The organism is Streptomyces sp. NPDC107575 (assembly GCF_055657265.1).
Map to the genome: position 1 here is coordinate 51,034 of NZ_JBVKBG010000002.1, position 26,789 is coordinate 77,822.

General features: G+C 70.5%; 21 protein-coding genes. 16 read left to right on the forward strand and 5 right to left on the reverse strand.

All coding sequences use genetic code 11. The features are described 5' to 3' along the window. The first annotated feature begins 2 nt into the window (after positions 1-2). Positions 3-686 carry a class III extradiol dioxygenase subunit B-like domain-containing protein gene (locus ACZ7L4_RS07060; RefSeq protein WP_472100470.1) on the forward strand — a complete coding sequence of 228 codons (684 nt, stop codon included), beginning with the start codon at positions 3-5 and terminating at the stop codon, positions 684-686. A gap of 82 nt (positions 687-768) precedes the next feature. Here the strand turns inward: ACZ7L4_RS07060 and ACZ7L4_RS07065 are convergent, their stop codons facing one another. Next, positions 769-1,035 (reverse strand): antitoxin, encoded by a 267-nt coding sequence (locus ACZ7L4_RS07065; RefSeq protein ID WP_472100471.1) that lies wholly within the window; start codon positions 1,033-1,035, stop codon positions 769-771. 34 nt (positions 1,036-1,069) lie between these two features. Beyond that, a complete protein-coding gene (locus tag ACZ7L4_RS07070; protein ID WP_472100473.1) occupies positions 1,070-1,348 on the reverse strand; it encodes a hypothetical protein in 279 nt (92 codons plus the stop codon). Between the two features lie 183 nt (positions 1,349-1,531). Here ACZ7L4_RS07070 and miaA point away from each other — a divergent pair, with 183 nt between their 5' ends. From miaA to hflX, 6 genes are all read left to right on the forward strand, one after another. After that, the gene (miaA, locus tag ACZ7L4_RS07075) at positions 1,532-2,470 is read left to right on the forward strand and encodes a tRNA (adenosine(37)-N6)-dimethylallyltransferase MiaA (protein WP_472100474.1); all 939 of its coding nucleotides are present in this window, start codon (positions 1,532-1,534) and stop codon (positions 2,468-2,470) included. A 107-nt stretch (positions 2,471-2,577) separates the two neighbouring features. Then, positions 2,578-3,045: a hypothetical protein gene (locus tag ACZ7L4_RS07080; protein ID WP_422482604.1), complete on the forward strand. Its 468-nt coding sequence runs from the start codon at positions 2,578-2,580 to the stop codon at positions 3,043-3,045. Positions 3,046-3,091: 46 nt separating this feature from the next. Beyond that, positions 3,092-3,961, forward strand: coding sequence for a diaminopimelate epimerase (gene dapF, locus ACZ7L4_RS07085; protein WP_472100476.1), 870 nt, complete (start codon positions 3,092-3,094; stop codon positions 3,959-3,961). Positions 3,962-4,100: 139 nt separating this feature from the next. Beyond that, the gene (locus tag ACZ7L4_RS07090; RefSeq protein ID WP_472100478.1) at positions 4,101-6,227 is read left to right on the forward strand and encodes a RelA/SpoT family protein; all 2,127 of its coding nucleotides are present in this window, start codon (positions 4,101-4,103) and stop codon (positions 6,225-6,227) included. Between the two features lie 78 nt (positions 6,228-6,305). Then, complete coding sequence (locus ACZ7L4_RS07095; RefSeq protein WP_472100479.1) at positions 6,306-7,781, forward strand: M1 family metallopeptidase; 1,476 nt, start codon at positions 6,306-6,308, stop codon at positions 7,779-7,781. A 176-nt stretch (positions 7,782-7,957) separates the two neighbouring features. After that, positions 7,958-9,466 (forward strand): GTPase HflX, encoded by a 1,509-nt coding sequence (gene hflX, locus ACZ7L4_RS07100; RefSeq protein WP_472100481.1) that lies wholly within the window; start codon positions 7,958-7,960, stop codon positions 9,464-9,466. 91 nt (positions 9,467-9,557) lie between these two features. Here hflX and ACZ7L4_RS07105 read toward each other — a convergent pair whose 3' ends face one another. Then, complete coding sequence (locus ACZ7L4_RS07105) at positions 9,558-10,781, reverse strand: trypsin-like serine peptidase (protein ID WP_472100483.1); 1,224 nt, start codon at positions 10,779-10,781, stop codon at positions 9,558-9,560. A 431-nt stretch (positions 10,782-11,212) separates the two neighbouring features. On the opposite strand from ACZ7L4_RS07105, the gene ACZ7L4_RS07110 reads away from it, so the two are divergent. The 5 genes from ACZ7L4_RS07110 (at position 11,213) to ACZ7L4_RS07130 (ending at position 19,626) form a co-directional block, all read left to right on the forward strand. Then, the gene (locus ACZ7L4_RS07110) at positions 11,213-12,676 is read left to right on the forward strand and encodes a diaminobutyrate--2-oxoglutarate transaminase family protein (RefSeq protein ID WP_472100484.1); all 1,464 of its coding nucleotides are present in this window, start codon (positions 11,213-11,215) and stop codon (positions 12,674-12,676) included. Between the two features lie 99 nt (positions 12,677-12,775). Then, positions 12,776-14,749: an IucA/IucC family protein gene (locus ACZ7L4_RS07115; RefSeq protein ID WP_472100486.1), complete on the forward strand. Its 1,974-nt coding sequence runs from the start codon at positions 12,776-12,778 to the stop codon at positions 14,747-14,749. A gap of 15 nt (positions 14,750-14,764) precedes the next feature. Then, positions 14,765-15,655: a GNAT family N-acetyltransferase gene (locus tag ACZ7L4_RS07120; RefSeq protein ID WP_472100488.1), complete on the forward strand. Its 891-nt coding sequence runs from the start codon at positions 14,765-14,767 to the stop codon at positions 15,653-15,655. Positions 15,656-15,695: 40 nt separating this feature from the next. After that, positions 15,696-17,609, forward strand: coding sequence for an IucA/IucC family protein (locus ACZ7L4_RS07125; protein ID WP_472100489.1), 1,914 nt, complete (start codon positions 15,696-15,698; stop codon positions 17,607-17,609). Positions 17,610-17,649: 40 nt separating this feature from the next. Beyond that, complete coding sequence (locus ACZ7L4_RS07130; RefSeq protein ID WP_472100490.1) at positions 17,650-19,626, forward strand: ATP-dependent DNA helicase; 1,977 nt, start codon at positions 17,650-17,652, stop codon at positions 19,624-19,626. Between the two features lie 90 nt (positions 19,627-19,716). On the opposite strand, the gene lexA is transcribed toward ACZ7L4_RS07130, so the two are convergent. After that, positions 19,717-20,502 carry a transcriptional repressor LexA gene (gene lexA, locus ACZ7L4_RS07135; protein ID WP_472100491.1) on the reverse strand — a complete coding sequence of 262 codons (786 nt, stop codon included), beginning with the start codon at positions 20,500-20,502 and terminating at the stop codon, positions 19,717-19,719. 529 nt (positions 20,503-21,031) lie between these two features. Here lexA and nrdR point away from each other — a divergent pair. Beyond that, a complete protein-coding gene (gene nrdR, locus ACZ7L4_RS07140) occupies positions 21,032-21,577 on the forward strand; it encodes a transcriptional regulator NrdR (RefSeq protein WP_472100493.1) in 546 nt (181 codons plus the stop codon). Between the two features lie 137 nt (positions 21,578-21,714). Then, positions 21,715-24,609 carry a vitamin B12-dependent ribonucleotide reductase gene (locus ACZ7L4_RS07145; protein ID WP_472100495.1) on the forward strand — a complete coding sequence of 965 codons (2,895 nt, stop codon included), beginning with the start codon at positions 21,715-21,717 and terminating at the stop codon, positions 24,607-24,609. Positions 24,610-24,724: 115 nt separating this feature from the next. Here the strand turns inward: ACZ7L4_RS07145 and ACZ7L4_RS07150 are convergent, their stop codons facing one another. After that, positions 24,725-25,264 carry a TerD family protein gene (locus ACZ7L4_RS07150; RefSeq protein WP_472100497.1) on the reverse strand — a complete coding sequence of 180 codons (540 nt, stop codon included), beginning with the start codon at positions 25,262-25,264 and terminating at the stop codon, positions 24,725-24,727. A 146-nt stretch (positions 25,265-25,410) separates the two neighbouring features. Between ACZ7L4_RS07150 and ACZ7L4_RS07155 the strand changes: the two genes are divergently transcribed. Together ACZ7L4_RS07155 and ACZ7L4_RS07160 are read left to right on the forward strand one after the other, a co-directional pair. Further along, entirely contained in the window at positions 25,411-26,016 is a 606-nt protein-coding gene (locus ACZ7L4_RS07155) for a YdbC family protein (protein WP_472100499.1), read from the forward strand. Positions 26,017-26,126: 110 nt separating this feature from the next. Continuing rightward, complete coding sequence (locus ACZ7L4_RS07160) at positions 26,127-26,786, forward strand: histidine phosphatase family protein (protein ID WP_472100500.1); 660 nt, start codon at positions 26,127-26,129, stop codon at positions 26,784-26,786. The last annotated feature ends 3 nt before the right edge of the window (positions 26,787-26,789 follow it).

The following is a 26,789-nucleotide window of genomic DNA, read 5'->3' on the forward strand; positions in this document are numbered from 1 at the left end:
TCATGCTTGTCGCCGCTGCCGTCTGCCCGTGTCCGCCCCTGCTCGTGCCCGAGGTCGCCGCCGGTGCGGCCCCGGAACTGGACGCCGCGCGCGCGGCCTGCGACGAGGCGATCGCGGCGCTGCTCGCAGCGGAGCCGGACCTGGTGTGGATCATCGGTGAGGGCCCGGCCACGGGCGTCCACGAGCCGGGCGCCCGCGGCTCCTTCCGCCCCTTCGGCGTCGACCTCGACGTGCACCTGGGGGCGCCGTCCGACGGCGTCGGGGCGACGCTTCCGCCGTCCCTCTCCGTAGGTGCGTGGTTGCTCACGCGCGCGGGGTGGACCGGTGAGGTGCGCGGCTACGAGGTGGCGGGCGACGGCTCGGCGTTCTCCGGCGCCGCCGACGCCGAGCGGGTGGGTTTCCTCGTCATGGGCGACGGCACCGCCTGCCGCACGCTGAAGGCCCCCGGCTACCTGGACGAGCGTGCCGGGGGCGTGGACGCGTCGGTCGCCGCGGCGCTGCGCGACCTCGACGCCGACGGCACGCTCGCGAACCTCGACGCCGACCTCGCGCGCGAACTGAAGATCTCCGGCAGGGCCCCGTGGCAGCTCCTCAGCGCCGCCTGGGACAAGCGGGACGGCACGGGCCGTCTTCTGTACGAGGACGCGCCCTACGGAGTGGGCTACTTCGTGGCGTCCTGGACGTAGTCACGTCACAACCGACACACACGGCGACGGCCGCGGAGCCCTGGGCTCCGCGGCCGTCCGCCATGGTGTGGTGCGCCGGGCCTCACGACGCCGGTGGAGGCGACGACGGCGGATCGCCCCCGTCCCTGGCGTCCTTCGGGTCCGGCGCGGACATCCGGCCGACGGCGTCCTTCGCCTTGTCCGTACCCGTCCGGATCTTGTCGCTGTACTTGCCCTTGGTCTTCTCGTCGACCAGCTTGCCGGCCTTGTCCAGGCCCTGGTCGATCTTGTCCCCGTGCTGCTGCGCGAGGTCCGAGACCTTGTCCTTGGCGGGGCCGAACTTGGCTTTCAACGAGTCCAGGAAGCCCATGGCTGCACCTTCCGTCGCACCGAACTCTCAGGAGCTACTTCCGGGCGCCCTCGCCGGCCTCGTTGTCCGCGGCCTGCTCCGCGGACTGCTGCTTCGGGATCTCCACACCCTCCACAACGGCGGCCTCGGCGCTCTCGCCTTCGGCTGCGGCCTCCGTGGCCTCCTGCTCCGCGCTGGGAGCCGCGGCGGCCCCTGTGGGCTCCTCGGCGACCTCCTCCTCCGGAGCGGCCGTCAGAGTGGCGGCCTGGGCCTCGGCGGTTGACGCCTCGTCCGCAGCGCTGGCCTTCCGGCGAAACCTGGCAAAAACGCCCATTTCAACTCCATACGTTACTCGTGTGGGCGAAATCCCGCCCTGACCCGGTGCGTCCCATTGCGGCGACCGGGGGTCCGGCTCTCGAAACCGGCGGCTGGAACCTCGCAACAGGCAACGAACCCGGACCTGTGGCGTCACGTAGCTCATTCGTGAACAGGTGCCCGGGTTTGCGAGACTGGGGCGGTGAGTAGCGCAGCTCCCGCCCCGCGGGTCATCGCCGTCGTCGGGCCGACCGCGGCAGGAAAGTCAGATCTAGGCGTCTTCCTCGCCAAGGAACTCGGCGGCGAGGTGGTCAACGCCGACTCCATGCAGTTGTACCGGGGGATGGACATCGGTACCGCCAAGCTGACGGCCGAGGAGCGCGACGGGGTGCCGCACCACCTCCTGGACATCTGGGACGTCACCGAGGCCGCCAGCGTCGCGGAGTACCAGCGCCTCGCCCGCGCGGAGATCGACCGGCTGCTCGCGGCGGGCCGCTGGCCCGTCCTCGTCGGCGGATCGGGGCTCTACGTAAGGGGCGCCGTCGACAAGATGGAGTTCCCCGGCACCGACCCCGAGGTCCGCGCCCGCCTGGAGGACGAGCTCCGGCTGCGCGGCTCCGGCGCCCTGCACGCGCGCCTCGCCGCCGCCGACCCGGAAGCCGCCACGGCGATCCTGCCGAGCAACGGCCGGCGCATCGTCCGCGCCCTCGAGGTCATCGAGATCACCGGCAAGCCCTTCACGGCCAACCTGCCCGGACACGACTCCGTCTACGACACCGTCCAGATCGGTGTGGACGTGGCGCGGCCCGAACTCGACGAACGCATCGCCACGCGCGTGGACCGCATGTGGGAGGCGGGTCTCGTCGACGAGGTGCGCGCACTGGAGGCGCAGGGGCTGCGCGAGGGGCGCACGGCGTCGCGCGCGCTCGGCTACCAGCAGGTGCTCGCGGCGCTCGCGGGCGAGTGCACGCTGGACGAGGCGCGCGCGGAGACCGTCCGCGCGACCAAGCGCTTCGCGCGCCGTCAGGACTCGTGGTTCAGGCGCGACCCGCGGGTGCACTGGCTCAGTGGGGCCGTGACGGACCGCGGGGAACTCCCGGCTCGCGCAATGTCGTTGGTCGAACGACCGGTTACAGCCTGATCACGTGATGGCATCGGGACGCTCCGGCCGTCATCCCGGCCTCTGTGGGCGTGCCATCATCGACCATCGATCGACCAGTGGAGTCCGGAGTGGGAGGGCGCGTGGCGATGGAGGCCGGCCCTCGTGACACCGCACCAGGCGGAGAGCAGCTCAGTACCGACGGCCCTGAGGCGAGCGCCGACGGCGTGATCGCCGACGGCCCGACCCCGGAGGAACTCGCCGCGCAGGACGAGGGCCAAGAGGTCGAGGTCGAGCTCCGCCCGCAGCGCAGGCTCCGCATCTGGCAGCTGGCCCCCATCGTGATGCTGGCCGCGATCGGCTCCCTGATGTTCGCGTTCCCGCTGTTCTTCGAGTTCGGCGACGGCGGCGCGGTCGTCGCGATGCTCGGCCTCCTGATCAGCTCCTGTGCCGCGGGCTGGGGCATGATGGCCGCCCGCCGGGTGGGCTACACGCTGCCGGGACTGCCGCCGCGTGGCTCGGGCAACTGGCCGGACTGGCGGGTCGTGGGCGCGTACGTGGTCGTGGTCGCCGCGGTGGCCGTGCTCGCCGTGTGGCGCGTCGCACGGTTGCGCTGACCACACCGCCGACCGCGTTGTCGGACTCATCTCGTACGATCGAGAAATGAGCACCTTCCTCAAGGGTCACGGGACCGAGAACGACTTCGTGATCATCCCGGACCCGGAGAACGCCATCGCGCTCTCGCCGACCGCCGTCGCCGCCCTGTGCGACCGTCGGGCCGGCATCGGGGGCGACGGCGTGCTCCACGTCGTGCGCACGGCCGCGCACCCCGAGGCGCGGCACATGGCCGACGAGGCAGAGTGGTTCATGGACTACCGCAACGGCGACGGCTCGGTGGCCGAGATGTGCGGCAATGGCGTGCGTGTCTTCGCCCGCTACCTGCAGCACGCGGGGCACGTCGGCGAGGGCGACCTCGCCGTGGCCACCCGGGGCGGCGTCAAGGTGGTCCACATCGACAAGGAAGGCCTGATCACTGTCGGCATGGGCAAGGCGGCGCTCCCCGAGGGCGACGTCACGGTCAGCGTCGACGAGCGGACCTGGCCCGCGACGAACGTGAACATGGGGAACCCGCACGCGGTCGCCTTCGTGGCCGACCTCGCGCACGCGGGGTCGCTGTACGAGGCACCCCCCTTCGCTCCGGCGAACGCATACCCGGAGGGTGTGAACGTCGAGTTCGTCGTCGACCGCGGCCCGCGGCACGTCGCCATGCGCGTGCACGAGCGGGGCTCCGGCGAGACCCGCTCCTGCGGCACCGGCGCCTGCGCCGTGGCCGTCGCGGCCGCCCGCAGGGACGGCCTGGACCCGGCGGTGACCGGGGCTCCTGTCACGTACGAGATCGATCTGCCCGGAGGCAGGCTGACGATCACCGAGCGTCCGGACGGCGAGATCGAGATGACCGGTCCCGCCGTGATCGTCGCGGAGGGTCGGTTCGACACCGACTGGTTCGCGGCCATCGAAACCGTAAACCAGTGAACCTTCGCTCGAATGGGTGATCCGTTTCACGCTCGGCGAGAGCAGGACTGCGCCACGTGATGGGCTCGGTAGCATCAAGCACCGGTCCGGACGGGTGCCGCCGCCAGCCCGCCGCCGGTCGACAAAGCCGGAGGTGCTCATGAGTGCGGAGGCGACCAACCCCGCGAACCCGGGACCGATCACGCCCGGAGCGCACCGTCGGCGTGGCCGCCCCCGGATCGACCTGCGCCGTCTGGGCCGGGCCGCCCTCCTCGGCCCCACCGCCCGCGGCCGCCTCCCCGACGCGATCGGCCACGTGGCGGAGGCCCACCGGGCCCACTACCCCGAGGCCGTCCTGGAGCCCCTGCACCGCGCCTACGTACTGGCCGAGTCCTCGCACCGCGGCCAGATGCGCAAGAGCGGCGAGCCGTACATCACGCACCCGCTCGCGGTGACGCTGATCCTGGCCGAGCTGGGCGCGGAGACCACGACGCTGACGGCCTCCCTGCTGCACGACACGGTCGAGGACACCGAGGTCACGCTCGACCAGGTGCGCAAGGAGTTCGGCGAAGAGGTCGCCTATCTCGTCGACGGCGTGACCAAGCTGGAGAAGGTCGACTACGGCGCGGCGGCCGAACCCGAGACCTTCCGCAAAATGCTGGTCGCGACCGGGAACGACGTGCGCGTCATGTCGATCAAACTCGCCGACCGCCTGCACAACATGCGCACCCTCGGCGTCATGCGCCAGGAGAAGCAGGAACGGATCGCCAAGGTCACCCGCGACGTCCTGATCCCGCTCGCCGAGCGCCTGGGCGTACAGGCCCTGAAGACCGAACTCGAAGACCTGGTGTTCGCGATCCTGCGCCCCGAGGAGTACGGGCAGACGCGCGAGCTCATGACGGCCTACGCCCAGCGCACCGAGGACTCCCTCGCCGGCTTCGCGACCGAGCTGCGCTCGGTGCTGCGCGAGGCGGGCCTGAGCGCCGAAGTCCTCATCAGGCCGCGGCACTTCGTGTCCGTCCACCGGGTGCGGCGCAAGCGCGGCGAGATGCGCGGGGCCGACTTCGGACGCTTGCTCGTGCTCGTGAACGAGGACGCGGACTGTTACGGCGTCCTCGGCGAACTGCACACCTGTTTCACGCCGGTGGTCTCGGAGTTCAAGGACTTCATCGCGGTACCGAAGTTCAACCTGTACCAGTCGCTGCACACCGCGGTCGCCCGCACGGACGGCGAGGTCGCGGAAGTCCTCATCCGTACGCACCAGATGCACAAGGTCGCGGAGGCGGGCGTCGTGGCGCTCGGCAATCCGTACGCGCCCTCGGCCGAGGAGCACCTGGACACCGTGGGCGAGCGTTCCGACCCCACGCGCCCCGGCTGGCTGAACCGGCTGCTGGACTGGCAGCAGTCCGCCCCGGACACCGACACCTTCTGGTCCACACTGCGCGAGGACCTCGCCCAGGACCGCGAGATCACCGTCTTCCGGCCCGACGGCGGCACCATCGGCCTCCCCGCGGGCGCCAGTTGCGTCGACGCCGCGTACGCGCAGTACGGCGAGGATGCCCACGCCGTCATCGGCGCGCGGGTCAACGGCCGCCTGGCGACGCTCAGTACGGTCCTCGGCGACGGTGACACGGTCCAGCTGCTCATGGCGGGAGTGGAGGGCAGCGCCGCGTCCGAGCCGTCGGTCGCCTGGCTCGACCACGCCCGTACGCCCGCCGCCCGTATCGCCATCCGCCGCTGGCTGGCCACCCATCCGGAGGGGCCGAGCGCGCCCCAGTCGCCGCCCAGAGCCCCGTACAGCGGCCCCTCGGCGCGGCCCTCGGCGGCGAACGCCGTGGTCGACCAGCAGCCGGGTGCCACGGTGCGCCTGGCGGGCTGCTGCACGCCTGTGCCGCCCGACGAGGTGACCGGGTTCTCCGTGCGTGGCGGTGTCGTGACCGTGCACCGTGTCGCCTGCTCCGGAGTGGCGCGCATGAAGGATGCGGGGCGCGCGGAGGTCGGCGTGCGCTGGGCGGACGCGGCGGCCGCCGAGTACCGGGTGACGCTTATCGCCGAGTCGTTCAGCCGCCCGCACCTGCTGGCCGATCTGACCGAGGCCATAGCGCTGGAGGGCGTCGCCATCATCTCGGCGACCGTCGACCCGCCCGACCAGGGCCGCGTCCGGCACACGTACACGCTTCAACTCCCGGACGCCGCGCACCTCCAGGGCCTCATGCGGGCGATGCGGAACGTGCCGGGGGTGTACGACGTGGGGCGCACGCGGCACGCGGCGGCGGGCGCCCTGTAGGCCCACCCGGAATCCTCGTTCGGGTGGTGTGGCGCGTGCCGCGCCGTGCACGGGGGCGTGCGCTGATAGCCGTAGTTCATGCTGCTCAGCTCCCGAACGTCCCGCGTCGCCGCGCTCCTCGCCGCAGGCGCCTCGCTCGCCCTCGTCGCCGCGGCCGCGCCCGCCGAGCCGCTCGGTGTCGGCGACCGGCTCTTCCCGCACCTGGGCAACCCCGGCTACGACGTCACCGACTACGACATCTCCTTCACGTACCGCGGTGACAACAACAAGCCGCTGGACGCCGTCACCAGGATCAACGCGCGGGCGACCAGCGCGCTCGACCGGATCAACCTCGACTTCTCGCACGGCACCGTCCGTTCGGTGACGGTCAACGGGGCGCGGGCGCGGTACACCACCAAGGGCGAGGACCTGGTCGTCACGCCCGCCACGGCCGTGACGCCGGGCCAGCCGCTGACGATCGCCGTGCGGCACACCAGCGACCCCAGGCCCGGGAAGAAGGAAGTCGGCTGGTTGCGCACCAAGGACGGTCTCGCGATGGCCAACCAGGCCGATGCGGCGCACCGCGTGTTCCCGTCCAACGACCACCCCTCCGACAAGGCGTACTTCACCTTCCGGGTCACCGCCCCCAAGGGGTACACGGCGGTCGCCAACGGCCTCCCGGTCGCGAAGAACGGCCTTCCTGTCGCGCATACGCGACAAGGAGGAGCCACGCAGTGGGTCTACCGCACCGTCCACCCCATGGCCACGGAGCTGGCCCAGGTCTCCATCGGCCGCTCCGCCGTGCTGCACCAAGAGGGCCCGGACGGACTTCCCGTGCGCGATGTCGTCCCGGCCAAGGACGTCAAGGCGCTCAAGCCCTGGCTCAAGAAGACGCCCGCCCAGATCGCCTGGATGGAGGGGAAGGTCGGCAGCTACCCCTTCGAGAACTACGGGCTGCTGATCGCCCACGCGTCCACCGGCTTCGAACTCGAGACGCAAACGCTCTCTCTCTTCGAGAGAGACCTGTTCACGCGCTCCGAGTACCCGAAGTGGTACGTCGAGTCGATCATGGTCCACGAGCTGGCACACCAGTGGTTCGGCGACAGCGTCAGCCCCCGCACCTGGTCCGACCTGTGGCTCAACGAGGGCCACGCCACCTGGTACGAGTCCCTGTACGCCCAGGAGAAGGCGGACCGGCCCATGGTGAAGCGGATGCGCGCCGCCTACCGCGCGTCCGACGCCATGCGCGCCGACGGCGGGCCGCCCGCCGCGCCCAAGAAGCCCACGAGCGACGGCAAGATCAGCATCTTCCGGCCGGTCGTCTACGACGGCAGCGCCCTGGTCCTCTACGCCCTGCGCCAGGAGATCGGCGCGGACGCCTTCCAGCGCCTGGAGCGCACCTGGCTGGCCACGCACCGTGACTCCACCGCCACGACCGCGGACTTCGTGAAGCTGGCCTCGCAGCTGTCCGGCCGGGACCTGAGCGGCTTCTTCGACGCCTGGCTCTACGGGAAGAAGACGCCCCCCATGCCCGGCCACCCGGACTGGAAGACCGACCCGGTGTCGAAGCACTGACACGGGGAAACAATCCAGATGACGAGACGGCCCGTACCGTGCGAATATCGTCGACGTCGACGGCGCGGGCCACCGGATCGGCGCCCTCGGGAATCCCCGGGGCAGGTCGGGCGTTGTCACAGACGACGGGTGGGACGCCCGTCGCGTATCCCGAATCCCACAGACGTAAGGACCCAATGACCTCCTCTTCTTCCCCTTCCCAGGACGCGCAGAACATGGTGCAGAACCACACCGAGAGCCTTCGGGCCGATGCCCTGATGGAAGAGGACGTCGCCTGGAGCCACGAGATCGACGGAGAGCGGGACGGCCAGCAGTTCGACCGCTCCGAGCGTGCGGCTCTGCGCCGTGTCGCGGGCCTCTCCACCGAGCTCGAGGACGTCACCGAGGTCGAGTACCGACAGCTCCGCCTGGAGCGTGTGGTCCTCGTCGGCGTGTGGACGTCGGGAACGGTTCATGACGCGGAGAACTCCCTCGCGGAGCTCGCCGCCCTCGCCGAGACGGCCGGCGCGCTCGTGCTCGACGGCGTCATCCAGCGCCGCGACAAGCCGGACGCGGCGACGTACATCGGCTCCGGCAAGGCCATGGAGCTGCGCGACATCGTGCTCGAGACCGGCGCGGACACCGTCGTGTGCGACGGTGAGCTCAGCCCCGGCCAGCTCATCCACCTCGAGGACGTCGTCAAGGTCAAGGTGGTCGACAGGACCGCCCTGATCCTCGACATCTTCGCCCAGCACGCCAAGTCCCGAGAGGGCAAGGCGCAGGTCGCGCTCGCGCAGATGCAGTACATGCTGCCGCGCCTGCGTGGTTGGGGTCAGTCGCTGTCCCGGCAGATGGGTGGCGGTGGCTCCGGCTCCTCGGGCGGCGGCATGGCCACCCGTGGTCCCGGTGAGACCAAGATCGAGACGGACCGGCGCCGGATCCGCGAGAAGATGGCGAAGATGCGCCGTGAGATCGCGGAGATGAAGACCGGCCGCGACATCAAGCGCCAGGAGCGCCGCAGGCACAAGGTGCCCTCGGTGGCCATCGCCGGGTACACGAACGCCGGCAAGTCCTCGCTCCTCAACCGTCTCACGGGCGCGGGCGTCCTGGTGGAGAACTCGCTGTTCGCCACCTTGGACCCGACCGTGCGCCGGGCCGAGACCCCGAGCGGCCGGCTGTACACGCTGGCCGACACGGTCGGTTTCGTACGGCACCTGCCGCACCACCTCGTCGAGGCGTTCCGCTCGACCATGGAGGAGGTCGGGGACTCCGACCTGATCCTGCACGTGGTCGACGGTTCGCATCCGGCGCCGGAGGAGCAGCTCGCCTCCGTACGTGAGGTCATCCGCGACGTCGGGGCGACGAAGGTGCCCGAGATCGTGGTGATCAACAAGGCGGACGCGGCCGACCCGTTGGTGCTGCAGCGGCTGCTGCGCGTGGAGAAGCGCGCGATCGCCGTCTCGGCCCGCTCGGGCCAGGGCATCGAGGAGCTGCTCGAGCTCATCGACGCCGAACTGCCGCGCCCCGCGGTCGAGATCGAGGCCCTCGTGCCGTACACGCACGGCCAGCTGGTCGCGCGGGCGCACGCCGACGGCGAGGTGATCTCCGAGGAGCACACCCCGGAGGGCACGCTCCTGAAGGCACGCGTCCACGAGGAACTCGCGGCGGAACTCGCGCCGTACGTTCCGGCGGCCGTCGCGGGCTGACGGCTCGTACGAGCCGCTTGAGCATCATGGCTGAGCCCCTCTCCGGTGCACCGGAGAGGGGCTCAGCCATGTCCTGCCCGCTACCGGGGGCTCACTGCCCGGCGAACTTTCGGCTCACCGAGTCGTAGATCCCCTTGGCCTCCTTGCCGAGCCGCGGGCCCGCGAGCCAGCCCGCGGTCACCGGGCCGATCGAGGTGTTGGACACCAGGGCCGGCTTGCCGTCGGCGCCTTCGGCGACCCAGCCGCCGCCGGACGAACCGCCCGTCATGGTGCAGCCGATGCGGTACATCGTCGGGTCGGCGTCGCTCAGCGAAAGACGGCCCGGCCGGTCAGCGCACTGGTACAGCTTCTGCCCGTCGAACGGCGCCGCCGCCGGGTAGCCCTTCGCCGTCAGCTGTGCGATCTTCGGCACCGCTGGTGCGTTGAAGTCCACCGGGAGCGCCGAACCCACCGTCTCCTCGAGGGACTTGGTGGTGCCGCCCTTCTCCGGCGTCACGTGAATCACCGCGAAGTCGTACGAGGCGCCCGCCCCGCCGCTCGGGCCGCCCTGCGCGATCCACTGGTCGGACGTCAGCGCCGCGTCGCCCCACCACACGCCGTACGGCGCGACCTCGTTCCTGGGCGCGTTCTGCAGTTCCTGCGCGGACTTGCCGCTGTCGTTGTACGAGGGAACGAACGCGATGTTGCGGTACCAGCCACCGTTCTTGCCCGCGTGGACACAGTGGCCCGCCGTCCAGAGCATGTTGGACTTGCCGGGGTGCGCGGGGTCGGTGACCACGGTCGCCGAGCAGACCATCGAGCCCTTGGGGCCGTCGAAGAACAGCTTGCCCGCGTACGGGGCGTTCGCGTGGTACGGAGTGGATACGCCCGCGGCCGCCACCGGCTTCGGCTCCGGGTCCGTCACGCCCTGGTCGCCGGAGAGGTCGTTCTCGTCGACCTCGCCACCGGTGGGCTTGTCGGCGTCCCGCATCCGGTTGGAGTCCCACAGGCCGGCGATGATCGGGTTGACGAAGTCCTGCGCCTCACGCAGCCACTTGTCCTTGTCCCAGTTCTTCCACTCGCCGTCCTTCCACTTGTCCGGATCGATCCCGTGCTCCTTGAGCCGGTCCCCGATGTCGTCCGGGATCTTGAACTTGCCGTCGCCCGCGGGTGCCGAGGCGGTCGGCTTGTCGTTCGCGTTGTTCTCGCCCGGACCGCACGCCGTGGCGGTCAGAGCGACCACGGCACCGAGCGCGACCGCCGCCGCCACAGGGGACGTTCTGCTTCGCGCGCCTCGAGTGCGGCGCGCGGCGAACTGCGGGCGTATGGGTCGCATGTCGTGAATCCCCCTGGGCTTCGAAAGGTTGAACTGCCGTACGCGTGCGGTGGAGACGAGGAAAACCCCGCCGTCTCCGAACGGCACACCACCCTATGCCGGTGCCGTCGGGGACGGCCGACGGAACAGCAACGGTTCCGTCACGGAGGGATCTTGCGGCCGGGTCGGTTCGTTACGGGGCGGTGCGCCTCGGGCGCGCGGTGCGGGAGCGGCGACCGCGGCGGCCCGCCGGCACCGCGAACGCGGCCGGCACCGCGGACCGTCGGCAAAGGTCTGCTCATGAGTCCCGTACGAGCCGTGTTCCTCCGCCCGTCCTGTCGTTGGTACGTACGGGGGAACCGCAGTCGGCGTTCAAGCGCGCCGACTCGCCCCGCCGGTCGGTGAGTCGAGGGGCCTTTTCGGCCGTATATCCAGCGGGAGGACCAACAGCCGTGGCGGTGACCGATCCTGTGCCTGTGACCGATCCTGAGACCGTGGCGGTGCCGGCCCCGTATGGCGGGGGGACACCGAGGAACCCTGCTCGCGACACCGTCGCGCACGAGGGGATCCTGCGCCGCCAGTGCGCGCGGGAGTCCGCGGCGCGCACCTACGCACGCGCCCTGCCGATCGTGCCGGTGCGGGCCCGGGGCCTCACCATCGAGGGCGCCGACGGCCGCCGCTATCTGGACTGCCTGTCCGGCGCGGGGACCCTCGCGCTGGGCCACAACCACCCGGTGGTCCTCGAGGCCATCCGCAAGGTGCTCGACTCGGGCGCGCCGCTGCACGTCCTGGATCTGGCCACCCCGGTCAAGGACGCGTTCACCACCGAGCTGTTCCGCACGCTGCCGCCCGGCCTGGCCGACCGGGCCCGCATCCAGTTCTGCGGTCCCGCGGGCACCGACGCGGTCGAGGCCGCCCTGAAGCTGGTCCGCACCGCCACAGGACGCTCGGGCCTGCTCTCCTTCGCGGGCGCCTATCACGGGATGACCGCGGGGGCGCTCGAAGCGTCCGGCGGGGCGCAGGACGTCCGGGTCACGCGCCTGCCGTATCCGCAGGACTACCGCTGCCCCTTCGGCATCGGAGGCCCGCGCGGCGCCGAACTGGCCGCCCGCTGGACCGAGTCGCTCCTCGACGACACCAAGTCCGGGGTGCCGCAGCCCGCGGGCATGATCCTCGAACCGGTGCAGGGGGAGGGCGGCGTCATCCCCGCCCCCGACGCCTGGCTGCGCCGGATGCGCGCGGTCACCGAGCACCGCTCGATCCCTCTGGTCGTCGACGAGGTGCAGACCGGCGTCGGCCGCACCGGCGCCTTCTGGGCGGTGGAGCACAGCGGTGTCGTGCCCGACGTGATGGTCCTGTCCAAGGCCATCGGAGGCAGCCTGCCGCTCGCCGTGGTCGTCTACCGGGACGACCTCGACGTCTGGCCCCCTGGGGCGCACGCGGGCACCTTCCGCGGCAACCAGCTCGCCATGGCCGCGGGCGCGGCGACCCTCTCCTACGTCCGCGAGAACGCCCTCGCCGAGCGCGCCGCCACCCTCGGGGCCCGGATGCTCGAGCAACTCGGCAAGCTCTCCGACGAGTTCGCCTGCGTCGGCGAGGTCCGCGGGCGCGGCCTCATGATCGGCGTGGAACTCGTCGACCCGGACAGCGCCGCGCCCGCGCCCGCACCGGCTGAACTCGCCGACGACCCACTGCTCGCCGGGTCCATCCCGCTCCCGGCCGCGCCCCAACTCGCCGCCGCCGTCCGCGATGCCTGCCTGCACCGCGGCCTGATCGTCGAACTCGGCGGCCGCCACTCCAGCGTCGTACGCCTGCTGCCTCCCCTCACCATCACCGACGAGCAGGCCGCGGCCATCGTGGACCGGCTCGCCGACGCCCTCGCGGCCGTCGCCCGCACCCGCCGTCACGAGTCGTAGGAGCGCCCGACGACACACCGCCACCAGCGACGGCAGTGACACGCCGGACCGGCAGGGCCGCTGCCTCACGGAGCCCACCACCCCACGCTAGGAAGCCAGTTGAACGCCACCCCCGCATCCGACGGCCGTTCCCGTCCCACCGCCGGCGGATCCTGTGACACGCAAGCACCGCGCGCCCAGGAGCGCGACTCGATCCCGCGGCAGCAGGGCGGCGACCAGGAGACCGATCGCCCCCGCACCCCCGTCGTCGATCTCCTGGAGCACCCGGACCCCGCGACCGCCGCCCAGCTGGCGGCCGTCGAGAACCTGCTGCGCTGCTGGGTGCGTGAGAACAACATCGCTCCTCCTTCCTTCGGCGCGCTCCGTGTCCCGCTGCCCGCGAGCGGCACCGTCCTTCTCGTCCCCGTCCACTACTGGTCGCCCTCCGGCTGGCACCGCTTCGGCCTGCCTCGCCTGGAGAACGCGCCGCCGCACGCCCCCGGCGTGGACGCCGTCGCGCTCGCCGCCCTCCTGAGCAGGGAGTCGGCCCACGGCGAACCCGACGCCCCTGCCTCCTCCGGCGACTCGGCCCAGGACGCCCCCGTTCCCGCCCCTGCCCCCGGCGGCGACAGCGGTGAACTGGTGGTCCGCGTCGCCGATTCGCTGCGCCGCACCACCGACTTCATTGCGGACCGCCGCCACCGCCCCGAGGACCGGGCCGACCCCTTCCTCGCCGCGGAACAGGCGCTGCTCCTCGGGCACCCGCTGCACCCGACCCCGAAGAGCCGCGAAGGACTGTCCGAGGCCGAAGCGGGCCGCTACTCACCGGAGTTGCGTGGCTCCTTCCCCCTGCACTGGATCGCCGTGTCCCCGGATGTCCTCGCCCACGACTCGGCCTGGACCGAGGACGGCCGCGCCCGCACCGCCGCCGAACTCACCTCCCACCTGGCAGGCCCCGGGCTCCCGCTCCCCGCAGGGCACGCCGCGCTGCCGGTGCACCCATGGCAGCTGCGTGAACTGCGTGACCGCCCCGCTACCGCCGCACTCCTGGACGCCGGGCTGCTGCGCGACCTGGGCCCGCACGGCGAGCCCTGGTTCCCCACCTCCTCCGTGCGCACGCTGTACCGGCCGGGCGCGCCGGCCATGCTCAAGCTCTCCCTCGGCCTGCGCATCACCAACTCCCGCCGGGAGAACCTCCGCAAGGAACTCCACCGGGGCGTCGAGGTCCACCGGCTCCTCGGCACGGGTCTCGCCGAGCAGTGGCAGGCCGCGCACCCGGGCTTCGACGTCGTCCGCGACCCGGCCTGGCTCGCCGTCGACGACCCGGACGGCGAACCCGTACCGGGCCTGGACGTGATCATCCGCGCCAACCCCTTCCGCTCCCACGACGACGCGGTGTGCGTCGCCGGCCTCGTCTCTCCCCGGCCGACCGCCGACCCGGCCGACCTCACCCGTCACCCGGCCATGAGCTCCCGCCTCGCCGACATCGTGACCCGGCTCGCCGCTCGCACCGGACGGACCCGCGCAGCCGTGTCCGCCGAGTGGTTCCTGCGGTACCTGGAACACGTCGTACGCCCCGTGCTCTGGCTCGACGGCGAGGCAGGCATCGCGCTGGAGGCCCACCAGCAGAACACCCTGCTGCTCCTGGACGCCGAAGGCTGGCCCGTCGGCGGACGCTCCCGGGACAACCAGGGCTACTACTTCCGCGAGTCCCGCCGCGCCGAACTCGAACAGCGGCTGCCGGGCATCGGCGTGCACAGCGACACCTTCGTCGCCGACGACGTCACCGATGAGCGGTTCGCCTACTACCTCGCCATCAACAACGTCCTCGGCCTGATCGGAGCCTTCGGTTCCCAACGGCTCGCCGACGAGCAGTTGTTGCTCGCCGCGTTCCGCCGCTTCCTCGGTGAGGCCGCCACCGGCCCGAACCGGCAGCGCAGCACGCTGCCGAGCCTGCTGCTCGACTCGCCCACGCTGCGCTGCAAGGCCAACATGCTCACCCGGCTGCACGGCCTCGACGAACTCGTCGGTCCCGTCGACACCCAGTCCGTCTACGTCACCATCGCCAACCCCTTTCATTCCCGTCGTATCTGAGAGAGGAGCGTCGCCGTGCCTCCCACCGATGCGAGCACCGACGCCGACACCACTCCCACCACCGACCGCCACGCGCCTGCCCCACCGGCCGAGAGCGCCGACGCCGCCGACAGTGCCGACAAGGCGGAGGGCGCGCAGGGCTTACAGGGCACACAAAGCCCTGGGAGCGCGGAGCACACGCGGAGCGCGGACGGTGCGGACAGCGCCGACTTCCAGGACACCCTCGACCTGCGGCTCCCCGACGAACTGCTCGCGCTCTTCGCGGAGCAGGCCGGCGGGCATCGAGTCACCCCCGATCTCTCGGCCGTGACCGAGCACGACCTGCTGGACGACGTGGGGGAGTGGGGACCGGTCACCACTCCCTCAGGCGTGTTCCAGCTCGTCCCGGTGCGCGTCGAGCGGGACCTGGCACTCATCCACCGCTGGATGAACGACCCCGCCGTGGCCGCCTTCTGGGAGCTCGCGGGACCCGACACCGTCACGGCGGACCATCTGGCCCCCCAACTCGACGGCGACGGACGCAGCGTGCCCTGCCTCGGCGTCCTCGACGGCATGCCCATGAGCTACTGGGAGATCTACCGCGCCGACCTCGATCCACTGGCCCGCCACTACCCCGCCCGCCCGCACGACACCGGAATCCACCTCCTCATCGGTGGCGTCGCCGACCGCGGACGGGGGCTCGGCACCACGCTGCTCAAAGCCGTCGCCGACCTCGTACTCGATCATCGCCCGCGCTGCGCGCGCGTCATCGCTGAACCCGACCTTCGCAACACCCCCTCCGTCTCCGCCTTCCTGGGCGCGGGATTCCGCTTCTTCGCCGAGGTGGACCTCCCCGACAAGCGGGCCGCGCTCATGGTCCGCGACCGCGCCCTGCGCAACGTGCTCCAGGCTAGTCACTCTCAGTAACGAACCTCGACCCGATCCGGTTCCCGTCCGAGGAGTCCCCGTGCCGAATCCGTCCGTCGCCCCGAGTTCCGAAGAGCCGACCGAGCTGTACGACCCGCCCGAGCTCACATCCGGGATCTGGGACAGGGCGGGCGCCCGGCTGCTGGCCAAGCTGATCGGCGAATTCGCCTACGAGGACATCCTGCGGCCGACGGCCCTGGCTCCGGACGGCCCGGGCCCCTGTCGCTACACGCTGTCCCTCCCCGGCGGCCGGTCCGGCGGGGAGGGCGCGGGCGAGGCGGACGGGGGGCCGGCCGGCGCGGGCGAGGCCGGCGGCACCTTCCATTTCCGCTCCCTCCGCGGCGCGTACGGCAGTTGGCAGGTCGACCCGGCGAGCATGGAGTGGGAACCCGAACTGCCGGACGGCGGACGTGAGGTACGCGAGCCCTGCACCGACCCGCTCGCCTTCCTCCTCCGCGCCAAGCACGCCCTCGGTCTCGACGGCAACACCCTCGGCCACCTCATCCGCGAACTCACCGTGACCCTCGCCGCCGACGCCCGCCTCGACCACACCGCGCTCACCGCGGCCCAGCTGGCGGAACTCGGATACGCCGAGCTCGAAGGGCACCAGACCGGCCACCCCTGGCTCGTACTGAACAAGGGGCGTCTCGGGTTCTCCGCGACCGACACCGCGCGCTGGGCCCCGGAATCGCGCCGCCCCACCCGCCTCCCATGGATCGCCGTGCACTCCGGTCTCGCCATGTACCGGGGCGTCGCGGGGCTGGAGGACCCCGCCTCTCTCTACGACGGCGAACTCGACGCGGAGACACGGGCGTTGTTCGAACAGGCGCTCCGCTCGCGCGGCCTGGACCCGGCGGCGTACGTCTACCTCCCGGTGCACCCCTGGCAGTGGGATGACATCGTGCTGCCGCTCTTCGCGCCGTCCATCGCCACGAACGCCATCGTTCCGCTGCCCACGGACGGCGATCTGCGGCTGCCCCAGCAGTCCATCCGTACGTTCCTCAACACGGCGCGCCCCGACCGGCACACCGTCAAGTTGCCGCTCTCCATCTTCAACACCCTTGTGTGGCGCGGGCTTCCGACGGAGCGCACCTGGGCCGCGCCCGCCGTCACCACATGGGTGCACGCTCTGCGCGATGCCGACCCCTTCCTGAGCGAGGAATGCGGGGTCGTCCTGCTGGGCGAAGTCGCGTCCGTGACCGTCGAACACCCGCTGTACGACGGGCTCGACGAAGTCCCCTACCAGTACAAGGAATTGCTGGGGGCGATCTGGCGCGAACCCCTGTCCCGGCACCTCGCCCCTGGAGAGCGCGCCCGAACACTCGCCTCCTTGTTGCACATCGACACCGAAGGGCGCGCGTTCGTCGCGGAGCTCGTCGCCCGCTCGGGCCTGGACCCGAAGACCTGGCTCCGCAGGCTCTTCGCCGCCCTGCTGCCCCCACTGCTGCGCTTTCTCTACCGCTACGGAACCGTCTTCTCTCCTCACGGAGAGAACGCCATCGTCGTCTTCGACGACCAGGACGTGCCCGTGCGGCTCGCGATGAAGGACTTCGTGGACGACGTCAACATCAGCTCCGAGCCGCTGCCCGAACACGACTCCATGCCCGACGACGTGCGCGAGGTGCTGCTCACGGAGGACCCCGCGTTCCTGACCCAGTTCATCCATTCGGGACTCTTCGTCGGCGTCTTCCGCTACCTGGCGCCGCTGTACGAGGAACAACTCGGGCTCCCCGAGGACGAGTTCTGGTCTCTCGTACGCGCGGAGATCCTGCGCCATCACGCGCGCTTCCCGGAGCTCAAGGAGCGGTACGAGATGTTCGACCTGCTCACCCCGGAGATCGAGCGCCTGTGCCTCAATCGCAACCGGCTGCACCTCGACGGCTACCGCGACCGTGCCGACCGCCCGCACGCCGCCGTGCACGGCACGGTCCCCAATCCGCTGCATCAGCCGTGATCGCCGGATTGTCAGTGGGTCCGTTTAGGGTGGTCGAGCTATGACGAAGCCCTCACTCCCCGAGCTCCTGCACGCCGCCGTCACCGCTGTCGGCGGCACGGAGCGCCCTGGCCAGGTGACCATGGCCGAAACCGTCGCCGAGGCGATCGACGACGGTTCCCATCTGCTCGTCCAGGCGGGCACCGGCACAGGCAAGTCGCTGGGCTACCTCGTGCCGGCCCTGGCTCACGGGGAGCGCGTCGTCGTGGCGACCGCCACACTGGCGCTGCAGCGCCAGCTCGTGGAGCGGGACCTGCCGCGCACGGTCGAGTCGCTGCATCCGCTGCTGCGGCGCAGACCGAATTTCGCGATGCTCAAGGGCCGGTCGAACTATCTGTGCCTGCACCGCCTTCACGAGGGCGTACCGCAGGAGGAGGAAGAGGGCCTCTTCGACCAGTTCGAGGCGGCCGCGCCCACCAGCAAGCTCGGCCAGGACCTGCTGCGCATGCGCGACTGGGCGGACGAGACGGAGACGGGCGACCGGGACGACCTCACGCCCGGCGTCTCGGACAAGGCCTGGTCCCAGGTCTCGGTCTCCTCGCGCGAGTGCCTGGGCGCGTCGAAGTGCGCCTACGGCCAGGAGTGCTTCGCCGAGATGTCGCGGGAGCGGGCCAAGCTCGCCGACGTCATCGTGACCAACCACGCGCTGCTCGCGATCGACGCCATCGAGGGCGCGCCGGTCCTTCCACAGCACGAGGTGCTGATCGTGGACGAGGCGCACGAGCTCGTCTCGCGGGTCACCGGGGTGGCGACGGGGGAGCTGACCCCCGGCCAGGTCAACCGGGCGGTGAAGCGCGCGGCGAAGCTCGTCAACGAGAAGGCGGCGGACCAGCTGCAGACCGCCTCCGAAGGCTTCGAGCGGGTCATGGAGCTGGCCCTGCCCGGCAGGCTCGAGGAAGTCCCCGAGGACCTCGGCTACGCGCTCATGGCCCTGCGCGACGCGGCCCGCACCGTGATCACCGCCCTCGGCAACACCCGTGACAAGTCGGTCCAGGACGAGGACGCCGTCCGCAAGCAGGCACTCGCCGCCGTGGAGAACATCCACGACGTGGCGGAGCGGATCTCGAACGGCTCGGAGTGGGACGTCGTCTGGTACGAGCGGCACGACCGCTTCGGGGCCTCCCTGCGCGTCGCCCCCATGTCGGTGTCGGGCCTCCTGCGGGAGAAGCTCTTCACCGACCGTTCCGTCGTCCTGACCTCGGCGACACTGAAGCTCGGCGGCGATTTCAACGGCGTGGGCGCCTCCATGGGCCTCGCCCCCGAAGGCACCGAGGGCGAGGACCTGCCGGTCTGGAAGGGCGTCGACGTCGGATCGCCGTTCGACTACCGCAAGCAGGGCATCCTCTACGTCGCCAAGCATCTGGCGAAGCCGACGCGTGACGGCACGCGCGCGGACATGACGGACGAGCTGAGCGAGCTGATCCAGGCGGCCGGCGGCCGTACGCTCGGCCTGTTCTCGTCGATGCGGGCGGCCCAGGCGGCGGCCGAGGAGCTGCGTACACGGATCCCGGAGTTCCCGATCCTGCTGCAGGGCGAGGACACCCTGGGCGAGCTGATCAAGGCCTTCGCGGCGGACCCGGAGACCTGCCTGTTCGGCACCCTGTCGCTGTGGCAGGGCGTGGACGTACCGGGTCCGAACTGTCAGCTGGTCGTCATGGACAAGATCCCGTTCCCGCGGCCGGACGACCCGCTGATGAGCGCGCGCCAGAAGGCGGTGGAGGAGGCGGGTGGCAACGGCTTCATGGCCGTGGCCGCGACGCACTCGGCGCTGCTGATGGCACAGGGCGCGGGCCGCCTCATCCGGGCCACGGGCGATCGCGGCGTGGTCGCGGTCCTGGACCCCCGCCTGGCGACGGCACGCTACGGCAGCTATCTGAAGGCCTCGATGCCGGACTTCTGGTTCACGACGGACCGCAACCAGGTGCGGCGTTCGCTCTCGTCGATCGACGCGGCGGCGAAGAAGGCGGACGCGGAGTAGCACCCGACCTGTGCGTACGGGGCCTGGCGCGGACAGCGCTGGGCCCCGGAACCGGCGCAGTTGGTTCCGGGGCCCGGTCAGGGAGGAGCATCACACGCGCCGCAGAACGGCCACCACCTTGCCGAGGATCGTCGCCTCGTCACCGGGAATCGGCTGGTACGCGGAGTTGTGCGGCAGGAGCCAGACGTGGCCGTCCTCCCGCTTGAAGCGCTTGACCGTGGCCTCGCCCTCGAGCATCGCGGCGACGATGTCGCCGTTCTCCGCGACGGGCTGGCGGCGGACCGTGACCCAGTCCCCGTCACAGATCGCGGCCTCGATCATCGAGTCACCGACGACCTTCAGGACGAACAGCTCACCGTCACCGACGAGCTGCCGGGGCAGCGGGAAGACGTCCTCGACCGACTCCTCGGCGAGGATCGGGCCACCGGCGGCGATCCGGCCGACCAAGGGCACGTACGAGGCAGCGGGCTTGCCCGTGGTGTCCGTGGGCTGCGCGCTGGGCTGGTCCGAGCCGCGGACCTCGTACGCGCGCGGGCGGTGCGGATCACGGCGCAGGAAGCCCTTGCGCTCGAGGGCCATCAGCTGGTGCGCGACCGACGATGTGCTGGACAGGCCGACCGCCTGGCCGATCTCCCGCATGGACGGCGGGTACCCCCGACGCTGCACCGAGTCACGGATGACCTCGATCACGCGGCGCTGCCGGTCCGTGAGCCCCGAGCTGTCCGCGCGGATCCCTGGGGGCCGGCCGGGCAGGGAGCGCCCCGGCTTGGGGCCCTCCGGGCTCATGGCTGTGTCGTTCATGGCATGCACCGGCTCGAGTCGGCCCTGGGCGCGGCCCTGGGCAGTGATGGTGGCACTGTCTGCGGTCGTGGTCACGTCGGTCGGCCCCTCTCGAGAATGTCTCCCTAGCTAGCCAACGGTAGTTCCTTTCGAAAGGTTGCGCCAAACACACGTTCGAGTGAAAAACCGTTGATTGCTTGTCGTGATCATGCACGTGGGTGTATGGCGACCTCGAAGCGGAGTGGCAATTCAGCTCAATCCGGTACGCTTCTCGGCTGGAGTCGAGGTTCGGCCCGTGGATCCCCCAGTCTGCCACTCGCCCCTCCGTCAACCAGGCACCGCCCTCGTTTTTTCTTGTGTCGTGCCGGTGCGGATTCGAGCGCCTCGCGGCACCCGCTGCCCCCGGTGCGGCGCGTTCCGTGCGCGCGACACGCGCGACACGCGCTACGACCTCAAAATGCAACCGAACCCCAGATGTAGTGGTTGGATTGGATCCGCAGCCCAGAAGTTGTGGTCCCCGGTCCATCTCGGCCGTGGTCATCGCCTATGCTTGGGGCTGCTTCGAGAGGCGTGAACCAGCCTCTCGGGGCTATCGAGTCGTGCCGTGAAGGAGGGTTGGGAGTTCATGCACTGCCCCTTCTGTAGGCATCCCGACAGTCGTGTCGTCGACAGCCGCACCACCGACGACGGCACGTCGATCCGTCGGCGCCGTCAGTGTCCGGACTGCTCCCGTCGTTTCACGACGGTGGAGACCTGCTCGCTGATGGTCGTGAAGCGGAGCGGGGTGACCGAACCCTTCAGCCGCACCAAGGTCATCAATGGCGTACGCAAGGCGTGCCAGGGGCGTCCGGTCACCGAGGACGCCCTCGCCCAGCTCGGCCAGCGGGTCGAGGAGGCGGTGCGCGCCACCGGAAGCGCCGAACTGACCACTCATGACGTGGGCCTGGCCATACTCGGCCCGCTTCAGCAGCTGGACCTCGTCGCCTACCTGCGGTTCGCGTCCGTGTACCGGGCGTTCGACTCGCTGGAGGACTTCGAGTCGGCCATCGCGGAACTGAGGGAACAAACGCCCGGCGCCGAAACGGACGGCGCGGGCGGAGAGCGCACACAGAGCGAGTGCGGGCCCGGAGGGACTGTAGAAGTCCCCGTGCCCGCCCACGCCGCCGACTGACGGCCACGGGCCGGGCGGCGGCGACCCCAAAGACCTGTTGCGGACGGCAAGAGCGGCGGCCGCAACACAAGACAGACACCGTGCGCGGGAAGATCCGGGCACTTTAGGGCGTTTTAGCCCGATATATGGGAGGCGGCATGACAGAGACGGCGAGCGGCCCGGCACGAGGCTCCCGAGCCAAGGGAGCCAAGGCCAACAAGGGTCTGCGTGTCGAGCGCGTCCACACCACCCCCGGCGTGCACCCGTACGACGAGGTGGAATGGGCGCATCGTGACGTCGTCATGACCAACTGGCGCGACGGCTCGGTCAACTTCGAGCAGCGTGGCGTCGAGTTCCCCGAGTTCTGGTCGGTGAACGCGGTCAACATCGTCACCAGCAAGTACTTCCGGGGTGCCGTCGGCACTCCGCAGCGCGAGGTGAGCCTCAAGCAGCTCATCGACCGCATCGTGAAGACGTACCGGAAGGCCGGCGAGGACCACAAGTACTTCGCTTCGCCCGCCGACGCCGAGATCTTCGAGCACGAGCTGGCGTACGCCCTCCTGCACCAGATCTTCAGCTTCAACTCGCCGGTGTGGTTCAACGTCGGCACGCCGCAGCCCCAGCAGGTCTCCGCCTGCTTCATCCTGTCCGTCGACGACTCCATGGAGTCGATCCTCGACTGGTACAAGGAAGAGGGCATGATCTTCAAGGGCGGCTCCGGCGCCGGCCTGAACCTCTCCCGCATCCGCTCCTCCAAGGAGCTGCTCTCCTCCGGCGGCAACGCCTCGGGTCCCGTCTCCTTCATGCGCGGTGCCGACGCCTCTGCAGGAACGATCAAGTCGGGTGGCGCCACGCGCCGCGCGGCCAAGATGGTCATCCTCGACGTCGACCACCCCGACATCGAGGGCTTCATCGAGACCAAGGTGAAGGAAGAGGAGAAGATCCGCGCCCTGCGCGACGCGGGCTTCGACATGGACCTGGGCGGCGACGACATCACGTCCGTCCAGTACCAGAACGCCAACAACTCGGTCCGCGTGAACGACGAGTTCATGAAGGCCGTCGAGGCGGGCTCGAAGTTCGGCCTGCGCGGCCGCATGGACGGCGAGGTCATCGAGGAGGTCGAGGCCAAGTCCCTCTTCCGCAAGATGGCCGAGGCCGCCTGGGCCTGTGCCGACCCCGGCATCCAGTACGACGACACCATCAACCACTGGCACACGTGCCCGGAGTCCGGCCGCATCAACGGCTCGAATCCGTGCAGCGAGTACATGCACCTGGACAACACGTCCTGCAACCTCGCCTCGCTGAACCTGATGAAGTTCCTCAAGGACGACGGCCTGGGCAACCAGTCCTTCGACGTCGAGCGCTTCTCGAAGGTCGTCGAGCTGGTCATCACCGCGATGGACATCTCCATCTGCTTCGCGGACTTCCCGACGCAGAAGATCGGTGAGAACACCCGCGCCTTCCGTCAGCTCGGCATCGGCTACGCGAACCTGGGCGCCCTGCTCATGGCGACCGGCCACGCCTACGACTCGGACGGCGGCCGCGCCCTCGCCGGCGCCATCTCCTCCCTGATGACGGGTACGTCCTACAAGCGCTCGGCCGAGCTCGCCGCGGTCGTCGGCCCGTACGACGGCTACGCGAAGAACGCCACGCCGCACAACCGCGTCATGAAGCAGCACGCCGACGCCAACGCCGCGGCCGTCCGCATGGACGACCTGGACACCCCGATCTGGGCCGCCGCCACGGAGGCCTGGCAGGACGTCGTCCGCCTCGGCGAGAAGAACGGTTTCCGCAACGCCCAGGCGTCGGTCATCGCCCCGACCGGCACCATCGGTCTCGCGATGTCCTGCGACACCACCGGTCTCGAGCCCGACCTCGCCCTGGTCAAGTTCAAGAAGCTGGTCGGCGGCGGCTCGATGCAGATCGTCAACGGCACCGTGCCGCAGGCCCTGCGTCGCCTGGGCTACCAGGAGGAGCAGATCGAGGCGATCGTCGCCCACATCGCCGAGCACGGCAATGTGATCGACGCCCCGGGCCTCAAGCTCGAGCACTACGAGGTCTTCGACTGCGCCATGGGTGAGCGCTCCATCTCCGCGATGGGCCACGTCCGCATGATGGCGGCCATCCAGCCGTGGATCTCCGGCGCGCTCTCCAAGACGGTCAACCTGCCGGAGACGGCGACCGTCGAGGACGTCGAAGAGGTCTACTTCGAGGCCTGGAAGATGGGCGTCAAGGCGCTTGCCATCTACCGCGACAACTGCAAGGTCGGCCAGCCCCTCTCCGCCAAGAAGAAGGAGCAGGAGAAGGCCGAGGTCACGGAGAAGACCGAGGCGACGATCCGCGAGGCCGTCGAGAAGGTCGTCGAGTACCGCCCGGTCCGCAAGCGCCTCCCGAAGGGCCGTCCCGGCATCACCACCTCCTTCACGGTGGGCGGCGCCGAGGGCTACATGACCGCCAACTCCTACCCGGACGACGGTCTCGGCGAGGTCTTCCTGAAGATGTCCAAGCAGGGCTCCACCCTCGCGGGCATGATGGATGCCTTCTCCATCGCCGTCTCGGTCGGCCTCCAGTACGGCGTGCCGCTGGAGACCTACGTCTCGAAGTTCACCAACATGCGCTTCGAGCCGGCCGGTATGACGGACGACCCGGACGTGCGGATGGCGCAGTCGATCGTCGACTACATCTTCCGCCGCCTGGCGCTCGACTTCCTGCCCTTCGAGACGCGCTCCGCGCTCGGCATCCACTCCGCCGAGGAGCGCCAGCGTCACCTGGAGACGGGCTCCTACGAGCCGAACGAGGACGAGGTCGACGTCGAGGCCCTGGCCCAGTCGGCGCCCCGCGCCCAGGAGCTGAAGGCCGTCGAGACGCCGAAGGCCGAGGACGCCACCGCGCAGTCCGTGCCGCAGCAGGCGCACACCAGCGCCGAGCTCGTCGAGATGCAGCTGGGCATCCAGGCCGACGCCCCGCTCTGCTTCTCCTGCGGAACGAAGATGCAGCGGGCCGGCTCCTGCTACATCTGCGAGGGCTGCGGCTCGACCAGCGGCTGCAGCTGATCCGGCCGAAGGCCTGATCCGGCTGAGCGCCTGAACTGAGGGGCGGCGGAACCACCACGGTTCCGCCGCCCCTCGGCGTATCCAGGGGACCCCGCCGGGGGCCCGTCGGATGTGCCTACAGCGCGCCCATCGCCGCCGCGAACGCGTTCAGGTCGCCGTCGTCGAACCCCCGGACCGCCTCCTGGAACGACCACGCCCCGTCGGCATCCCGCGTGAACTCCGCGATCGTGGTCGCCGAGGCGCCGGAGACCACCGCGAAGTCGTGCTCCGACAGGTCGGTGTAGCCCTCTCTTATGCGGACCGCCGTGTTCGCGATGTCTCCGAACACCTTGGCGCGGCCGGGCTCCTGCTCGGCCTGTTGGATGGCCACGCCCACGACCACGCGCGCGTACGAAGGCGCGAGCCGCTCCAGCTCGAGCGTCATGACCTCGTCGAACCCGAAACCCTGGCCGGTCCTGCTGTCCCGGTTGAGCGTGATGGTCCCGTCGGGCGAACGGCTGTCGAAGTGAACGACGTACACAGGGCTGCCGTGCGGGTCGTCGCCCGCGTACGTCGCGGCGATCAGGTCCAGGTCATGGGGAGGCGAGCCCATGGGGCTCGGGTCCCACTTCAGGCCGATCTCGATCTTCTCGATCCCCTTGCGGAGGCTGCTCACCGAACTCCCCCTCCTCGGTGCGATGTTGAGTACTACGGACACGCTACGTGGTCCCACTGACAACAACACGACCATCCCCTCAGGGCGTCTCGACCGTGGGTTCGGGACCACCGCGGCAAGAGGCCGGCGCGCCGTACGATGGCGCGGTGCTGGTCAAGTGGATTCGTTGCACTGTGGTGGATCGCCGGGGTTTCGAGCGGGGACAGCGGAAATGGGCGGGGCTTCTGGGAGAGCCGGGATTCCGGGGTCAGGGCGGAGGCTGGAGCAGGCAACGGCCCGATGTGGCCCATGTCTTCGGCTTCTGGGAGAGCCGCGCCTTCTACGACTCCTTCATGGCGCGCTCCCACGACCGGCTCGCGGCCGCGCAGTCGGGGACGTACAAGAACATCCAGGTGAAGCTCTTCGACCATCGCTTCGACGTGAAGACCGGGTTCGAGCCGCGGTTCACGGACGCGGACGTGGTGCGGGTGGCGCACTGCACGGTGCACGCCGAGCGGGCCGAGCACTACACGTTGATGCAGCAGAAGGTGTGGAATCCGGCGATGGCCGGATCGCCCGGAATGGTCCGGGGGCTGTTCGGCGACGCCCCGGGGGACGAGTTCCTCGTCCTGTCCATGTGGCGCTCGGCGGCCGAGCACGGCAAGTACCAGGTCGACCGGGTGGAGCGGCTTTCGGCGCGCGCCCAGACGGATGCCGACATCGCGGCCATCACGGGAGACATCGTGGATCTTGAAGCGACCTGGACGGTCTGAACGCGCGACCACGCGCGCGTGCCCGTTCGCCGACCGCTGTGATCGACGCGACCTGCGCCGCCCGACCCGCACGGGTGCTCGAACCCGCCCGGCGATCTAGGGTCGTGTGCATGGCACGACCGCGGCGCATCGTTCTTGTCCGGCACGGCGAATCCGAAGGCAACGCCGACGACACCATCTACGAGCGCGAGCCCGATCACGCCCTGACGCTCACCGACAAGGGGTGGCGCCAGGCCGAGAACACCGGGGAGGACCTCCGGCGGCTCTTCGGACGCGAACGGGTGAGCGTGTACGTCTCGCCGTACCGGCGCACCCACGAGACCTTCCGCGCCTTCCGGCTGGACCCCGATCTCGTACGCATCCGGGAAGAGCCCCGCCTCAGGGAGCAGGACTGGGGAAACTGGCAGGACCGCGAGGACGTGCGGCTGCAGAAGGCCTATCGGGACGCCTATGGGCACTTCTTCTACCGGTTCGCCCAGGGAGAGTCGGGAGCGGACGTGTACGACCGCGTGGGCGCGTTCCTGGAGAGCCTGCACCGCAGCTTCGAGGCCCCTGACCACCCACCGAACGTCCTGCTCGTGACGCACGGGCTGACCATGCGGCTGTTCTGCATGCGCTGGTTCCACTGGTCCGTCGCGGATTTCGAGTCGCTGTCGAACCCCGGGAACGCGGAAATGCGGCTGCTCGTTCTCGGGGAGAACGGCAAGTACACCCTGGACCGTCCGTTCGAGCGCTGGCGCGAACCGGAATCGTACGGAGTCACCGGATAGAGT

What these genes read in the sequence shown, in the direction of transcription:
- ACZ7L4_RS07105 (WP_472100483.1), bottom strand. Translation starts at nt 10,781, where the DNA reads ATGCGACCCATACGCCCGCAGTTCGCCGCGCGCCGCACTCGAGGCGCG.
- ACZ7L4_RS07145 (WP_472100495.1), top strand. Translation starts at nt 21,715, where the DNA reads ATGACAGAGACGGCGAGCGGCCCGGCACGAGGCTCCCGAGCCAAGGGA.
- ACZ7L4_RS07130 (WP_472100490.1), top strand. Translation starts at nt 17,650, where the DNA reads ATGACGAAGCCCTCACTCCCCGAGCTCCTGCACGCCGCCGTCACCGCT.
- ACZ7L4_RS07070 (WP_472100473.1), bottom strand. Translation starts at nt 1,348, where the DNA reads ATGGGCGTTTTTGCCAGGTTTCGCCGGAAGGCCAGCGCTGCGGACGAG.
- ACZ7L4_RS07160 (WP_472100500.1), top strand. Translation starts at nt 26,127, where the DNA reads ATGGCACGACCGCGGCGCATCGTTCTTGTCCGGCACGGCGAATCCGAA.
- ACZ7L4_RS07080 (WP_422482604.1), top strand. Translation starts at nt 2,578, where the DNA reads ATGGAGGCCGGCCCTCGTGACACCGCACCAGGCGGAGAGCAGCTCAGT.
- dapF (WP_472100476.1), top strand. Translation starts at nt 3,092, where the DNA reads ATGAGCACCTTCCTCAAGGGTCACGGGACCGAGAACGACTTCGTGATC.
- ACZ7L4_RS07090 (WP_472100478.1), top strand. Translation starts at nt 4,101, where the DNA reads ATGAGTGCGGAGGCGACCAACCCCGCGAACCCGGGACCGATCACGCCC.
- nrdR (WP_472100493.1), top strand. Translation starts at nt 21,032, where the DNA reads ATGCACTGCCCCTTCTGTAGGCATCCCGACAGTCGTGTCGTCGACAGC.
- ACZ7L4_RS07060 (WP_472100470.1), top strand. Translation starts at nt 3, where the DNA reads ATGCTTGTCGCCGCTGCCGTCTGCCCGTGTCCGCCCCTGCTCGTGCCC.
- ACZ7L4_RS07095 (WP_472100479.1), top strand. Translation starts at nt 6,306, where the DNA reads ATGCTGCTCAGCTCCCGAACGTCCCGCGTCGCCGCGCTCCTCGCCGCA.
- hflX (WP_472100481.1), top strand. Translation starts at nt 7,958, where the DNA reads ATGACCTCCTCTTCTTCCCCTTCCCAGGACGCGCAGAACATGGTGCAG.
- ACZ7L4_RS07065 (WP_472100471.1), bottom strand. Translation starts at nt 1,035, where the DNA reads ATGGGCTTCCTGGACTCGTTGAAAGCCAAGTTCGGCCCCGCCAAGGAC.